The organism is Micromonospora sp. CB01531 (assembly GCF_001905095.1).
In the GTDB taxonomy this organism is placed as follows: Bacteria; Actinomycetota; Actinomycetes; order Mycobacteriales; family Micromonosporaceae; genus Micromonospora.
This window is the reverse complement of record NZ_LWLS01000084.1, coordinates 36,384-50,262: the sequence shown is the minus strand read 5'-3', so window position 1 is coordinate 50,262 and position 13,879 is coordinate 36,384. Positions and strand designations below refer to the sequence as shown.

The window sequence follows — 13,879 nt, the reverse complement described above, 5'->3', positions numbered from 1 at the left end:
TCATCACGGCGTCGTCAGGCGACGATGTCGCGGGCTTTCAGGTCGGCGATCTCGGTCGGGTCGCAGCCGAGCTCGTCGACGAGCAGGGCGTCGGTGTCGGCACCGGGATCGCGGCCGGTGAACCGGATCCGGCCCGGGGTCTCCGACATCCGCCACATCACGTTGTGCATCCGCATCGGACCGAGGTCGGGGTCGTCGGCCACGGTGATCATCTCGGTGGCTTGGACGTGCGGATCCTCGACGATGTCCTTGGCGCTGTAGATCGGGGCGACGGCGGCGCCGACCTCGGCGAACGCCTGGGTCACCTCGTCGCGGGTGCGCTGACCGATCCAGGCGCCGACGTACGCGTCGAGTTCGTCGGCGTGCGCCACCCGCCCGACGCCGGTGCGGAACCAGGGCTCGTCGATCACCTCGGGGTGGCCGACCAACCGGAGGACCCGCTCGGCGATGGCCTGGGCGCTGGTGGACACGGCCACCCACGAACCGTCCTTGGTCCGATAGGTGTTGCGGGGCGCGTTGTTGGTGGACCGGTTGCCCTGCCGGTGTTCCACCACCCCGAGCTGGTCGTAGACGGTGGGACCGGGACCGACGGCGGTCATGATCGGTTCCAGCAGGCTCATGTCGATGACCTGGCCCCGGCCCGAGCGTTCCCGGTGCCACAACGCCATCATCACCGCTGACGAGGTGGCGATCCCGCAGATGCTGTCAGCCAGCCCGAACGCGGGCAGCGTGGGCGGTCCGTCGGCGGTGCCGGTGAGGTGGGCGAAGCCGCTCATCGCCTCGGCCAGGGTGCCGAAGCCGGCCCGAGAGGCGTACGGGCCGGCCTGGCCGAAGCCGGTGATCCGGGCGATCACCAGACCGGGGTTGACCTGGTGCAGCTGTTCGGGGCCGATGCTCCACCGCTCCAGCGTGCCCGGGCGAAAGTTCTCCACCAGCACGTCGGCCCGGGCGGCCAGGCGCAGCAGCAGCGCCGCCCCCTCCGGCGCGGAGAGGCTCAGGCCGATCAGCCGCTTGTTGCGGGAGATCTCCTTCCACCACAGGGGATGGCCGTCCTTGGACTTGCCGTGCCCACGCATGCTGTCACCCATCGTCGGGTGCTCGATCTTGATTACTTCGGCGCCGAAGTCGCCGAGGATCTGACAGCACAGGGGCCCGGCGAGGATCGTCGAGACGTCCAGGACCCGCAGACCTGTCAGCGGTCCGTTGCTCACCCGTTCCACCTCCCCAGTCATCGCTCGGTTCAGCGGAAGAGCATTCCGCTGAGCAGAAATTTCGGTCGTGCCTACCGGGTCAACGGCGTGCCGGTCGACCTTCACCCGGCTCACCTGCGCGCTGCGCGGGTGCCCGGAAACCCAGCTCGGCGGAGATCTCCGCCGCCGCCGCGGCGACCAGGGCGCCGTGCCCGGCGCATACCTCGGGTGTGAACCGGTTCTGGGGTCCGCACAGCGAGATCGATCCGAACACCTGACCCGTGGAGTAGCGCACCGCCGCCGCCACGCTTCCCGCACCGCTCTGCCGCTCGCCCATGCTCACCGCGTACCCCTGGTGGCGGATCCGAGCCAGCTCGGCCCGCAGCCGCACCGGTGAGGTGATCGTGGACGGGGTGACCGCCTCCAGCGGCTGGCTGTCCAGATAGTCCTCGACCTCCGCGTCGGGCAGCGCGGCGAGGATGGCCTTGGACGACGACCCGGAGTGCAGCGGATGGCTGGTGCCCAGCGACACCGACATCCGCACCTCGTGCGGCGAGAGCACCTGGTCGATGTAGACCCGGTACCAGCCCTGCCGCACCGACAAGGTGGCCGTCTCGCCACTGGTGCGCACCAGCCGGACCAGATACCGCCGGGCGATGTCCGGCACGTCCAGGGCGCGCAGCGCGGCCAGCCCCACCGTCAGCGCGCCGGCACCGAGCCGGTACCGCTTGGTCTCCTCGTCGAAGCTGAGGAACTCGTCGGCCACCAGCTCCTTGAGGATCCGGTGCGCGACCGCCTTCGGCAGCCCCAACTCCCGCGCGATCGTCGACACGCCGAGGGTCTCCGGCGCCCGGGCGGCGATGATGTTGATGACATCAAGGGCACGTCCGAGCCCCGACCGGGTCCGGCTGACGTCATTGTCAATGACGGGTGTCGTGGTCATCCTCAGTCCTTACTGTCGACGTAGGTGGGCGGGAACCGCCGGGCGTCAGGTGGGTGCGACAGGTGTGCCGGCCGGCAGACCCTCGACCTGCCGGGGTCGTTCCACCGCGATGACCAGCGCCACCGAGGCGAGTACGACCACTCCGGCAACCACCTGCCGGCCGGTCAGCCTTTCATTCAGCATCATCATGCCGAGCAGCACCGCCACCACCGGATTGACGTACGCGTAGGTGGCGGCCAATTGCAGCGGTGCGTTTCGCAGCAACCAGGTGTAGACGCTGAACCCCACGACGGTGCAGACCACCATCAGATAGGCCCATGCCAGCCAGGAGCGGCCGGTCACCTCCGCCAGCCGCAACCGCCCCACCTCGCCGCTGACCACGCTCGCCATCGCCACCGCCACCCCGCCGACGAGCATCTGCCACCCGGTGCCGACCAGATGGTCCGCCGGCGACCTCAGCCGCTGTGCCAGCGTCGAGCCCAGCGCCCACACCATCGTGGAGAGCACCACCAGCAGCATCCCGCCGAGGTGCCACTGCCCGGCCGGCGCCGCGAACAGCAGCGCCAGGCCCGCCACCCCGCCCAGTACGCCAACCGCCGCCAGCGACGACGGCCGCGGCCCGACGCCCAACCGGAGCACCAGCACCCACAGCGGCATGCCGGCCACCAGCAGCGAGGCCAGCCCAGTCGGGACGTACTGCTGCCCAAGGGCCAGCAGCGCGCTGCCTGCCCCGACCATCAGCAGTCCACTGGCCACCACCCCGCCCCACTCGCCCCGCGCCGGCCGCAGCGCGACCCGTCCCCGCCGCGACGCCGCCACCGCGAACAGCAGCAGCGCCGCGGCCAGGAACCGCGCCGAGGTGCACACCATCGGAGGCAGGCTCTCCAGGGCAACCCGGTTGCCCAGATAGGTCGATCCCCAGAGCAGGTAGATCGCCCCGAGCCCGACGCCCAGCGCGACGGGGCCGGCAGGCCGCGGCGATGCCGCCACGGGCCTCGCCGTGGCGACACGGGACAGGTCAGCGGTGTCCATCGACCTGGATCGTCACCGGAGTGTTGCCCCGCAGGGCGTTCGAGTACGGGCACAGCTGGTCCGCCAGCGCCACCGCGCGCTCCAGATCCGCCTGGGGGCACTCCGGCGCCGACACCTCCAGCACCACCGCGATGGCGTACCGGCCCGCCTCGGTCTGCCCGAGGGAGACTGAGGCGGTGACCGTGGTCGGCCCCGGTTTCGCCCCCACCTGGCGGGCGGCGATGGCCAGCGCGCTGTCGAAGCAGGCCGCGTAACCGGCGGCGAAGAGTTCCTCGGGATCGGTGCCCACCGCGGCCGGGCCCCGCTGGGCCGGCCGGGTGAGGTCGACCCGCAGCGACCCGGTCAGCGACCGGGCCGACCCGCCCCGCCCGCCCGACACCCGCACCGCCGCGGTGTAGATGACGTTCGCCGGGACCGCCGTCGCGACCTCGGCCGGTGTCCCGATGCTCATGCCGGCCCCCCTTCCAGGTCCGCCTGCACCTGCGCGGCCACCGCGTCGGCGAACGCCTCCGGCTGCTCGTCGGCGACGAAGTCCGTCCCGCCGGGGATGGTGACCAGCGGCGCGTGCGGCAGCGCGGCCCGCACCTGCGGCGTCATCCGGTCGAGCAGGTCGTCGGCCCCGTGCAGCAGCACGATGGGCAGCGCGTCCAACGCCGCGGTGTCCACGTGATGGTCGAAGACCGCCCGGTACGCCGTGGCGTAGTCCGGTCCGGTCAACAGGTACTCGGTGACCTGCCGGTTCGCCTCCTCCGGGGTCAGTCTCGGGTAGAGGCCGTACACCCGGTCCCAGATCACCCGCAGGTGCCCGCCGTCACGCGCCGGGAGGTAACCCGGGGCGTACGACCGCTTCTTCTCCGCCCGCTCCTGCTCGTCGTAGAGCGGGATGCCCTGCAGGATCAGCCGGTGCACCCGCTGGGAGGCCCGCATCATCGCCTCGGCCCCGATGATCGCGCCGGTGTGCTGCCCGAGCAGGTGCAGCCGGGGCAGTCCGAGGGCGTCGGCGATCTGCCACACGGCGTCGGCGTATTCGGGAATGGACCAGGGGCGTGGCGGCGGGTCGGACATCCCGAACCCCGGCGTGTCCAGGGCGACGACCCGCAGGCCCCGCCGGGCCAGGGGATCGACGACCGCGTCGTAGGTCGCCGAGGACAGCGGGGACTGGTGCAGGATCAGCAGTACCGGCCGGTCGGGGTCGCCGCCGTGGCGGTAGTGCACCTGTCCCCACGGCAGGTCGACGTATGCCCGGCGGGCCACCCCGCGCGCCCGGCTCACTTCGCCACCGCCATGGCCGCCATGATCTCGATGACGTGCTTGATGCCGGCGCGGTAGTCGTCCAGCCGGATGTGCTCGTTGGGACCGTCCACCCCGGAATCGGCCCGGGACACGCCGATCCCGACGATCGGGCGGTCGGCGAGCACCCCCTGGTTGCCGATCCACTGGGTGTACGGCTCGACCACCGGCTCCGTTCCGTACACCCGGCGGGCCGCGTCGGCGACCAGCGCGACGAACGGGTCGCGATGGTCGGTGCTGTTGGGCTGGCTGGTGGCCATGACCTCGATGCGCAGGTCACCGAAGCCGGTCGCCGCCAGGTGGTCCCGGAGGCAGCCCAGCACCCGCTCCGGGTCCTGGCCGGGGACCAGCCGGATCTCCAGCTTCGCCGACGCGGTCGACGGGATGCCCAGCGTCACATCGTCGCGCATGTCGCCGCCGGTGAACCCGGCGACGGTCAGCGTCGGCACGGTACGGATGGCCAGCGCCGCCTGCCGGTCGTCGAGGTCCCCGGTGAACCGCTCGACCTCGGCCCGCTTGCGGAGGAAGTCCCCGTCGAACGCCACGTTCGCCAGCAGTTCCCGTTCCGCGTCGGTCGGCGGGCGGGCGTCGTCGGCGAAGCCGGGGATCGTCACCGTACCGTCAGGGCGCTGCAACTGGGCCAGGGCGGCGGCCAGCCGGGCCGTGGCGGCGGGCAGCAGCGCGGTGTTCTGGCTGGTCAGGTCCCGGGGCAGGGTCTGCGCGGTGAGCCGCAGGTAGAGCACGCCCTTCTCGCTGAGCTTGAGCAGCAGCCGGTCGTCGCCGTCGAGCCAGGAGTTCTCCCACAGCGCCGCGTCGCTGGCCAGTCGGCCGGCGTGCGCCCGCACGAAGGAGCCGAGGCCGGGGCTGTGCAGCCACTTCTTGCCCTCGAAGATGATCCTGCTGGTGACCGGCGGGGTGAGGCCGGCCAGCCGCCAGGCCGCCACCGCGTGGATCCGGGACATGACGACGCCCTTGTCGTCGGCAACGCCGCGGGCGTAGAGCCGCCCGTCGTGGATCTCCGCCGCGTACGGCGGGCTGATCCAGTCGGCGTCGTCCCCGGCCGGCTCGACCTCCACGTCGTAGTGGGTGAAGTGCAGCAGGGCCCGATCACCGTCCCCGGGCACCTCGGCGAGCACGTACGGGTAGGACTGCTCCCAGGGGATGATCTCGGCGCTGCCGCCCCAGCGGCGTACCGAGCCGGCGATGAACTCGGCCGTGGCCGCCATCTGCTCCGGCTCCTGCCGGCGGCTGCGGATGCGGCACAGCTGCTGTAACTCCTCGACGAACTCGTCGAAGTGCGCGTCGACCGCCGCCAAGGCGGCTGCGGTGTCAGGGTGTGGCATGCGGGTTCCTCACACAGGGGTGGCAGGGGCTCAGTGGATGGTGACGCCGCCGTCGACGAAGATCGTCTGGCCGGTGATCATGGCGGCGGCGTCGCTCAGCAGGTAGGCGACCGCGTTGGCGACGTCCTGCGGCTCCGCCATCCGACCCAACGGGATCGTGGCCATCTTGTCCGCCAGGTACGCCGGGTCGCCGCGTACGTCGGAGGTCATGTCGGTGGGCACGATGGTCGGCCCGACCGCATTGACCCGGATGTGGTCCGGTGCCCATTCGAGGGCCAGCACCCGCGCCATGTGCATGACGCCGGCCTTGCTCACGCAGTAGCCCAGCGTGTTCAGCACCGCGATGTGCCCGTTGGTGGAGCCGATGTTCACCACCGCGCCGCGGGCGTCCCGCAGGGCCGGGTAAGCGGCCTGGCACATCCGGAACGTACCGGTCAGGTTGACGTCGAGGACGGTGGTGAAGTCCTCCTCGGACATCGTCGCCGCCGGCCCGCGGCGGACCACGCCGGCGTTGTTGACCAGGAGGTCCAGGTGGCCGTGCCGGTCCAGGACCGCCGCGACCAGTTCGGCGCAGGACTGCGCCGACCGCACGTCCACCAGGTGCCGGGTGTGCGCCCCGCCGGACAGGTCGCTGTCCCAGTCGTCGAGGACGTCGGCGCGGGCCACCGTGGCCCCCCGCTCGGCGAGGGTGGCGGCGATGCGGGCGCCGATGCCGCGTGCCGCGCCGGTGACCACGGCCACCCGGCCGTCGAACCGGTTCGGGTCACTGCTCATGGCCTGCTCCAGGTTCCCGGGCCCGTCACCGGCCGGGCGGGCGGACGCCCGGCCCGACCGGTGCCCCGCGCCCGTGACGACGGTCCCGTCCACGGTCGTCACGCGCCGATCACCTTGGTCTCCTCGGCCCAGAAGGCCACCCGCTTCTGCACCAGCCGGATGACGAAGTGAGCCAGCAGACCCATCACTGACAGGACCACCAGTACGGCGAACATGCCCGCGATGTCGAAGTTGTAGTTCGTCTGGAGCAGCAGGTAGCCGAGGCCTTCCTTGGCGCCGATGAACTCACCGACGACCGCGCCGAGGATGGCGAAGACGATGCCGATGTCCAGGCCGGCGAAGATGAACGGCAGCGCGCTGGGCAGCCGCACCATCCGGAAGATCTGCGTCTTGCTCGCCCCGAACACGGTCAGCATCTGGATCTTGTCGGCGTCGGCTGCCCGTAGCCCCTCGATGACGTTGACCAGCATCGGGAAGAACGAAATCACCGCCGCCATGACCACCTTGCTGGTCAGGCCGAAGCCGAACCAGACCACGAACAGCGGGGCGAGGGCGACCTTCGGCACGGTCTGGAAGGCCACGATGTAGGGCATCAGGGTGGCCTCGACGACCTTGACCTGGGAGATGAAGGTGCCCAGCAGCACCGCGGCCCCCACGCCGATGACGAACCCGACCAGCGCCTCCTGGCTGGTCACCCAGAAGTGACCCCAGAACAGGTCGTCGCCGAGCTGCCGCCACAGCGAGTCGACCACCTGCGAGGGTCGGGGCAGGACGTACTCGTCGACACCGATCAGCTGGATGCCGTACTCCCACAGCAGCACGACCACGACGAAGACCGCCGGGACCAGCCAGAGCTGCGGCTTCTCCCGGAAGTCCAGGCGGCGCCGGGCGGCGCCGGTGGCCGCCGACGTCGGTGGCTCGGCCAGCTTGTCGACCAGGTTGGTTGTTGCCATGGCTGCCTCCCCGTCAGTCGATTACGCCGGCGGCGTTGAAGTGTCGGCGGATCCGGTCCACGTAGATCCCGGCCCGGTCGGAGGACATGACGCTGAGGTCACGGGGCCGGCCCAGGTCGATCGGCATGATCTCGGCGATCCGGCCCGGTCGCGGGCTGAGCACGACCACCCGGTCGGAAAGGAAGACCGCCTCCGGGATCGAGTGCGTGACCAGCACGATCGTCTGCCCGCTCTCCTGCCAGATCCGCAGCAGTTCGACGTTCATGTACTCGCGGGTCATCGCGTCGAGCGCGCCGAACGGTTCGTCCATCAGCAGCACCGCCGGGTCGTGCACCAGCGCCCGGCAGATACCGGCCCGCTGCTGCATGCCGCCGCTGAGCTCGTGCGGGTACTTACGCTCGAAGCCGTTCAGGCCCACCATGTCCAACAGTTGCTGGGCGCGTTCCCGGTGCCGGCGGGGATCCAGCTTCTGGATCTCCGCCGGCACCATCACGTTGTCGAAGATGGTGCGCCAGGGCAGCAGGGTCGGCGCCTGGAACACCATCCCGACCTCGGGAAGGGGTTTCGTGACGTCCCGCCCGGCGATCCGCACGGTCCCCCCGGTCTTCGGGCTCAACCCGGCGAGGATCTTCAGCAATGTGGTCTTGCCGCACCCGGACGGTCCCACGACCGAGATGAACTCGCCGCGACGCACGGTCAGATTGATGTCGCTGAGCGCCTGAGTCGGGGCCGACTTGCGGGGCCGGTACTCCTTGTCCAGCCCGGCGATCTCGATCCACGAACTCTCCGACACCGATGCCGGGGTCTGCGTCGCGCGGGCCGCCGCCTTGATGGCCATCGAAATCCCTTCCGCTACGCTAGCTGGCGGTGTAGTGGGCGGCCTTGTCGAGCACCGCCGCCTTGTCGAAGTTGTTGGCACCGGAGAGCAGGTTCGGGTCCCACAGCTTCTTCATGTCGACCTCGCCGGTGATCTGTCCGGCCTCCTTGGTGTACGCCTGGGTCTTCGCCCACTCCTGGTCGCTGATCGCGCCCCAGTCGGCGAACTGCTCCGGCGTGCCGCTGGCCGGGGTCGCCGTCTTCAGCCAGGCCGTCAGGCTCTTGGTGTCGGCAGCCAGCCGCTCGTCGACGTTCTTGCCGGCCAGGATCTGCGGGAACACCTTGTAACCGATCCGCATGGCGGCGTCCGGGTTCTTCGCCGAAAAGAGCATCGCCTTGTACGCCGCGCGCAGGAACCGCGTGTACACGTCGCGCTTGCCGGCGAAGTCGCGCGCCCCGACGCTGAAGGTCAGCGAGCGGATGCCGGTGAAGGTGTCCGGGTTGGTCAAGTACTTCAGCTGGGTGCCTGAGTTCTCGATCACCGCGTACGCCTGGGTGTAGAGCGCCAGCATGTCGACCTTGCCCTCGTTGAGCGCGGTGGCGGCCGGCGCACCGACACCCACCGGCAGCAACTCGACGTCCTTGGCCGGGTCCAGCCCGGCCGCCCGGACGTAGGCGCGGGCGTACGGGGCGGAGCCGGAGGCCAGGCTGATCACACCGATCTTCTTGCCGCGCAGGTCGGCGCCGCCGGCGATGGTGCTGTCCGGCTTGACCGCCATCACCCAGGGCCAGTTCTGCACCAGGCCGCCGATCGCCTTGATCGGGACGTTCTTCTCCGCCGCGCCGAGCACCGAGCCGGAATCGGCGGCGGTGATGTCGGCGCTGCCCGAGGCGACCGCCTGCAGCGCGGCGACCGAACCGTCGGCGTTGATGGTGTCGACGCTCAGCTTCTCGTCGGCGAAGTAGCCGAGCTCCTTGGCGACCGCGTATACGGCCACCTCCTCCTTGGGGCCGATCACCGCGGAGGCGATCGCCATTGTCACCTTGGCCTCCTTGGTCCCGCCGCCGGCCGTGGACCCCTCATCGGAGCCACTGCCGCATGCGGACAGGACCAGCGCGGCGGCCAGTGCCGCCGGCAGCAAACCCCACGTGCGTTTCATCTCCAACACCTCGTCATCAGTCGGAAGGTCCGGTCGGCCGCCGATGGCGGCCGGCCGTCAATCAGGTGTTCAGCAGCGAGGCGGCGATCGCCAGGTCGTTGTAGACGTGCTGCTCGACGATCAGCCAGTCGTCGAGGACGAACACGTCCGCATAGCGGATGCCGTCGAACGGGCTGCCGTCGTGCCACTGCCCGTACAGCCGCCCGAGTGAGGTCACCGAGATCCGTCCCTCGGCGTCACCCACCAGGTACCGGTCGCGGTGTTTGCGGACCCACCGGTAGGTTCCGGTCGACGCGGCCGCCATCTGCTCCAGCGAGGAGTACTCCCGGCCGGCGGGGAAGACCAGCCGCGCTCCCGGCGCGAGGAACCGGCCGGCCTCGTCGAGCTGGCGGTCCTCGCACAACTGCAGGTAGTGGTCGACCAGTCGGACCCCGTCGTGGATATCCATCAGCCGGTCTTGCCGCTCAGCGCCGCCTCCCACTGGTCCCGCAGCGGGTGCTCGGCGGGACCGTGCTCGGTGAGGATGCGCATCAGTCGGGCCAGCAGCTCGTCCCGCTCGCGGTCGAGGACCTGCTGCTCCTCCTGCCCGGCCACGAAACCGTCGACGGCGCCCGCGCCGAGGATGTTCCCGCGGACCAGCAACGCCTCCACGACGCGCAACCGCTGCCGGGTCACGTGCAGCTCGGTGGAGAGCTGCAACAGCAGGTCGAGCAGCTTGCCGACCTTGGGGTCTCCGAAGTAGTCGAACTCGGTGCTCATCACGCCTCCGGCTTGGTCGCGGTCAGTACGGCCCAGGGGAAGTGCCACTCCGAACGGTCGCCCCAGCCCTGCGGCTGGACGCCGTTTCGGCGCTCGTCGAACGGGGTCCAGGACACATCGGTGAGCCCGGCCTCGGTGCACACCGCGATCAGGTCGGAGCCGAACAGGGCCCGGAAGAAGGGCTCGTTGTTCCGCTCGGCGTGCTCATAGATGGTGGCGTCGCGCAGCGGGTCGCCGGTGAGCATGAACTCCAGGAACCGCAGCGAGCCGCCCGGCTTGAGCAGGCGGGCCGCCTCCTCGATCGTTTCGCGGATCGCGTCGGCCGGCATCTCGTGCAGCACCATCGTCCCGGTGACCACGTCGCAGCTGCCGGCCTCGAAGCCGGTCGCCCGGCCGTCGGCCTGGCGGTAGTCGACGGCCAGCCCGGCCGCTTCCGCCTCGGCGTGGGCGAGCCGCAGCCCAGGGGCGGCCAGGTCGATGCCGATCACCTGCGCCGTCGGGTACCGGCCCACCAGCGGGCGAGTGCTCTTGCCGAACCCGCAGCCGATGTCGACCACCCGCGTCGCCGCCGGCAACTCCGGCAGCGCGGTCTCGGTGAACAGCTTGTGGAACTTGTAGCCGTCGTTGTCGCGCAGCATGACGATGCGCGCCCCGAACTCGTACACATACGCCGACATGTCGTCGGAGAAGAAGCTCCCCGGCTGGATGTGGATGTCGTAATCGGTGTACCAGTCCGGAAGGTCCAGCCCCGGGTCCAGCTCGAGGGAGCCCTTGGGCTGCTCGGGCAGCGCCTTCATCTGGTCGGTCAGCTCATCGCGGCGGCTCAGCACCGCGTCGCCGGCGAGCTTCCACAACATCTTCTGCTGTACCCGCTCCAGGTGGCTGAACCACGGGTACAGCGGGAGGCCGCGCAGCACCTGCCCGGCGTCAGCGACTGTCGTCGCCGGCGAGCCGGTGGCGCCGTACTCCTGGCGCAGAGCGGGGTAGACAGTGTCCGCCCAGCGCTTGCGCAGACTGAGGACGAAATCCACGGCGGAACGCTCATCCAAGGTGAGGCGCCCCTCGACATCGAACATGCCTTGTCTCCTCTTCGGACTGTGGTGGGGGACGGTCGGACCAGGCGGGCCGGACGACCGGGTGGACGGGTCAGTGAGCGTGCAGCACCCGCTGCGCGGAGGCGGTGTCGTAGCTGCCAAGGAAAGCGCCCGCCAACCGCCCCTCGTAGACGGCCTCGAAGGCGGTCCGGGGGGCGTTGGCGTCGCCGACGAGGTGGACTCGCGGGCCGTCGGGCAATGCGTCGAGCTGTCGGTACAGCTCGTCGGCGGCGAGCGCCGAGCCGGCATCGATTACCGCGTTGACCTCGTCGAGGCGGAGGTCGTCGCCGGCGAGCGGGCCGGTGAGGGTGACCGCCGAAGCGCCGGCCGCGCGGACGGTCCGTAGTGGATGGGCCACGACTCCCAGGTCCGCGAAGCGTTTGAGCAGTGCCAGCCGCGAGTACGTCGTGATCCGGGCGCTCAACCCGGCGGTGGGGGAGACCAGGTGGACGCGGGCTCCGCGCCGAGCGAGGTTTTCCGCGATCGAGGCCGCCGCCCAGGTGCCCTCGTCGTCGAGAACCACCATGGCGCCAGAGGGCCGGAAGGCCGGATCAGCCAGGCGGTCGACCGCCTGCCAGAGGTCGATCACCGGTGGGCCGTCCGGCAGCGACCGGCGGGCGGGTCGGGACCCGGTCGCCAGGATGACGTCCTGGTAGTCGCCGGCCAGCACCTCCTCGACGCTGATCCGGCGGCCGAGCCGTACCTGCACACCGGCGGCCTGCACGTCGCGCGCCAGGTCCTGGGTGAGCAGGCCGAACCGCTGCCGTCCGGGCACCCGCGCGGCCAACTCCACCTGGCCGCCGAGCCGTTCGCGTGCCTCGACCAGGGTCACCTGGTGCCCGGCTCGCCGGGCGGCGATCGCGGCCTCCAGACCGGCGGGACCACCGCCGATCACGAGGACCCGGCGGGTACCGGCCGGCCCGGGCAGCTCCGGCCAAGCCTGCGACCATTCCCGCTCGGCGCCGACCTCCGGATTGACCACGCAGGAGATCGGCAGGCTCGCCTCCAACCGGCCGATGCACCCCTGGTTGCAGGCCAGGCAGGCGCGTGTCTGGTGCTGGCGGCCCTCGGCCGCCTTGCGCACCAGGTGCGGGTCGGCGATGTGCGGACGGGCCAGCCCGACCAGGTCGGCCTCGCCGGCGGCGATCAGCTCGGCCGCCTCGGGCAGGCTGTCGAGCCGACACACCGCCAGCACCGGCAGGTCGGGGAACTCTTGCTTGAACAACGCGGCGTGGTGCCGGAACGGGGCGTGGCCGAAGGTCATGTCGGCGATCTGCGTCGCCAGCGTGTAGCTGCCGTGATAGGCGGAGTGGCTGACGTGCACGTACGCCAGCGGGAACTCGGCGCGCAGCTTGCCGACGATCTCCAGCACCGCCGCCGGGTCGAGTCCGCCGGGCAGGAACTCGTCGGCGCTGACCCGCAGTCCGACGGGCAACTCGGGAGCGGCGGCCAGCACTGCCGTCAACACCTCCCGGGTCAACCGCATTCGGTTGTCGAGGCTGCCGCCGTACTCGTCCACGCGCGTGTTGGTGTGCGGGGAGAGGAATTGCTGGAGCAGGTGGCCGTGTCCGGCATGCACCTCCAGCCCGTCGAAGCCGGCCTGCCGCATCCGCCGGGCGGCTGCGGCGAACGCGTGGACGATCACCGCGATGTCCCGACGTCCCATGGCATGCGGTACGTGCGCGCCGGCCGCCCAGGGCACCGGGGACGACGACCAGGCGGCGGTACGGGTGGCATCGCCGTTGGCCTGCCGACCGGCATGCATGATCTGGGCGAAAATGTGCGCGCCGTGGGCGTGGACCGCCTCGGCCGTCGCTGCGTACACCGGGATCGACGAGTCGTCGAAGCTGCCGAGGCTGATGCTGCGCCCCGCGCTGGTCGGGTGGACCCGGATCGCCTCGGTGATGATCAGGCCGACGCCGCCGCTGGCGCGCTCCTCGTGGTAGGCGACGAGCCGCTGCGTGGGCACGTTGTCCCGGCCGAAATTGGTGGTGTGCCCGGGGACGAAGACCCGGTTGCGGAGCTGGACGGAGCCGAGCTGAACTGGGGAGAGGAGGGTACGGAGCTTGTCATCAGGCATGCTCGGCCTTCCTGTTCGGGCCGTGCTCGGCTGGGCCGAGGAGTGTTCGTGTGAACCGTACGCCGTTCGATTGAGTGGAACGGTAGGACTGGCGTTCGTGGCCGTCAATGGGCTACCGACGAGTAACATTCGGGATCGAAGCCCGGTTGACCTGCTGTTCTGCCCAGCCGAACGGCCGACAGAGACGCTTATCTATCAGTCGGTCCGGTCGTACCCGGCGGCCGCGTACGCGTGCCGGACCCGTCCCGCCGCACGCCGTCGGGCCCACTCCGACGCCCGGGTGACCGCCGGACGGTGCGGGTCGGGCGAAGGGTTCAACTGACCCTCACACCAATGCCCGACCAAACGGCGTTGCGAGCTGACCAAGGGGCGGTTCGCTGTGCGAGAGGCGCCCGTTTGGATCTTGTGCGGCAGCAGCGTGCCAGGCGGGTAGCGTCCTGGTCGA

At 70.8% G+C, this 13,879-nt stretch carries 14 protein-coding genes; all 14 read right to left on the bottom strand.

All coding sequences use genetic code 11. The features are described 5' to 3' along the window. Nucleotides 1–14 precede the first annotated feature (14 nt). Complete coding sequence (locus tag A6A27_RS25450) at nt 15–1,211, bottom strand: CaiB/BaiF CoA transferase family protein (protein ID WP_083672846.1); 1,197 nt, start codon at nt 1,209–1,211, stop codon at nt 15–17. A 79-nt stretch (nt 1,212–1,290) separates the two neighbouring features. Then, a complete protein-coding gene (locus tag A6A27_RS25445) occupies nt 1,291–2,133 on the bottom strand; it encodes an IclR family transcriptional regulator (RefSeq protein WP_073837174.1) in 843 nt (280 codons plus the stop codon). A 45-nt stretch (nt 2,134–2,178) separates the two neighbouring features. Next, complete coding sequence (locus A6A27_RS25440; RefSeq protein ID WP_073837173.1) at nt 2,179–3,165, bottom strand: EamA family transporter; 987 nt, start codon at nt 3,163–3,165, stop codon at nt 2,179–2,181. Then, complete coding sequence (locus A6A27_RS25435; protein ID WP_073837172.1) at nt 3,152–3,616, bottom strand: Ohr family peroxiredoxin; 465 nt, start codon at nt 3,614–3,616, stop codon at nt 3,152–3,154. The genes A6A27_RS25440 and A6A27_RS25435 overlap by 14 nt, the downstream gene beginning before the upstream one ends. Then, on the bottom strand, nt 3,613–4,437 hold the full coding sequence (locus A6A27_RS25430) for an alpha/beta fold hydrolase (RefSeq protein ID WP_073837171.1): 825 nt from the start codon (nt 4,435–4,437) through the stop codon (nt 3,613–3,615). Before A6A27_RS25430 ends, A6A27_RS25435 begins: the two co-directional genes overlap by 4 nt. Then, nucleotides 4,434–5,798 (bottom strand): M20/M25/M40 family metallo-hydrolase, encoded by a 1,365-nt coding sequence (locus tag A6A27_RS25425; RefSeq protein WP_073837170.1) that lies wholly within the window; start codon nt 5,796–5,798, stop codon nt 4,434–4,436. The genes A6A27_RS25430 and A6A27_RS25425 overlap by 4 nt, the downstream gene beginning before the upstream one ends. A gap of 30 nt (nt 5,799–5,828) precedes the next feature. Then, entirely contained in the window at nt 5,829–6,674 is an 846-nt protein-coding gene (locus tag A6A27_RS25420; protein ID WP_241825448.1) for an SDR family NAD(P)-dependent oxidoreductase, read from the bottom strand. Further along, nucleotides 6,671–7,525 carry an ABC transporter permease gene (locus A6A27_RS25415; RefSeq protein ID WP_073837169.1) on the bottom strand — a complete coding sequence of 285 codons (855 nt, stop codon included), beginning with the start codon at nt 7,523–7,525 and terminating at the stop codon, nt 6,671–6,673. The genes A6A27_RS25420 and A6A27_RS25415 overlap by 4 nt, the downstream gene beginning before the upstream one ends. A gap of 13 nt (nt 7,526–7,538) precedes the next feature. After that, on the bottom strand, nt 7,539–8,363 hold the full coding sequence (locus A6A27_RS25410) for an ABC transporter ATP-binding protein (protein WP_083672842.1): 825 nt from the start codon (nt 8,361–8,363) through the stop codon (nt 7,539–7,541). Between the two features lie 19 nt (nt 8,364–8,382). Then, nucleotides 8,383–9,501, bottom strand: coding sequence for an ABC transporter substrate-binding protein (locus A6A27_RS25405; RefSeq protein ID WP_073837168.1), 1,119 nt, complete (start codon nt 9,499–9,501; stop codon nt 8,383–8,385). A gap of 61 nt (nt 9,502–9,562) precedes the next feature. Next, nucleotides 9,563–9,949, bottom strand: coding sequence for a hypothetical protein (locus tag A6A27_RS25400; RefSeq protein WP_073837167.1), 387 nt, complete (start codon nt 9,947–9,949; stop codon nt 9,563–9,565). Continuing rightward, nucleotides 9,949–10,260: a hypothetical protein gene (locus tag A6A27_RS25395; RefSeq protein ID WP_073837166.1), complete on the bottom strand. Its 312-nt coding sequence runs from the start codon at nt 10,258–10,260 to the stop codon at nt 9,949–9,951. Before A6A27_RS25395 ends, A6A27_RS25400 begins: the two co-directional genes overlap by 1 nt. Next, nucleotides 10,260–11,336 (bottom strand): class I SAM-dependent methyltransferase, encoded by a 1,077-nt coding sequence (locus tag A6A27_RS25390; protein ID WP_073837165.1) that lies wholly within the window; start codon nt 11,334–11,336, stop codon nt 10,260–10,262. Before A6A27_RS25390 ends, A6A27_RS25395 begins: the two co-directional genes overlap by 1 nt. A gap of 70 nt (nt 11,337–11,406) precedes the next feature. After that, complete coding sequence (locus A6A27_RS25385; protein ID WP_073837164.1) at nt 11,407–13,434, bottom strand: oxidoreductase; 2,028 nt, start codon at nt 13,432–13,434, stop codon at nt 11,407–11,409. Between the last annotated feature and the right edge of the window lie 445 nt (nt 13,435–13,879).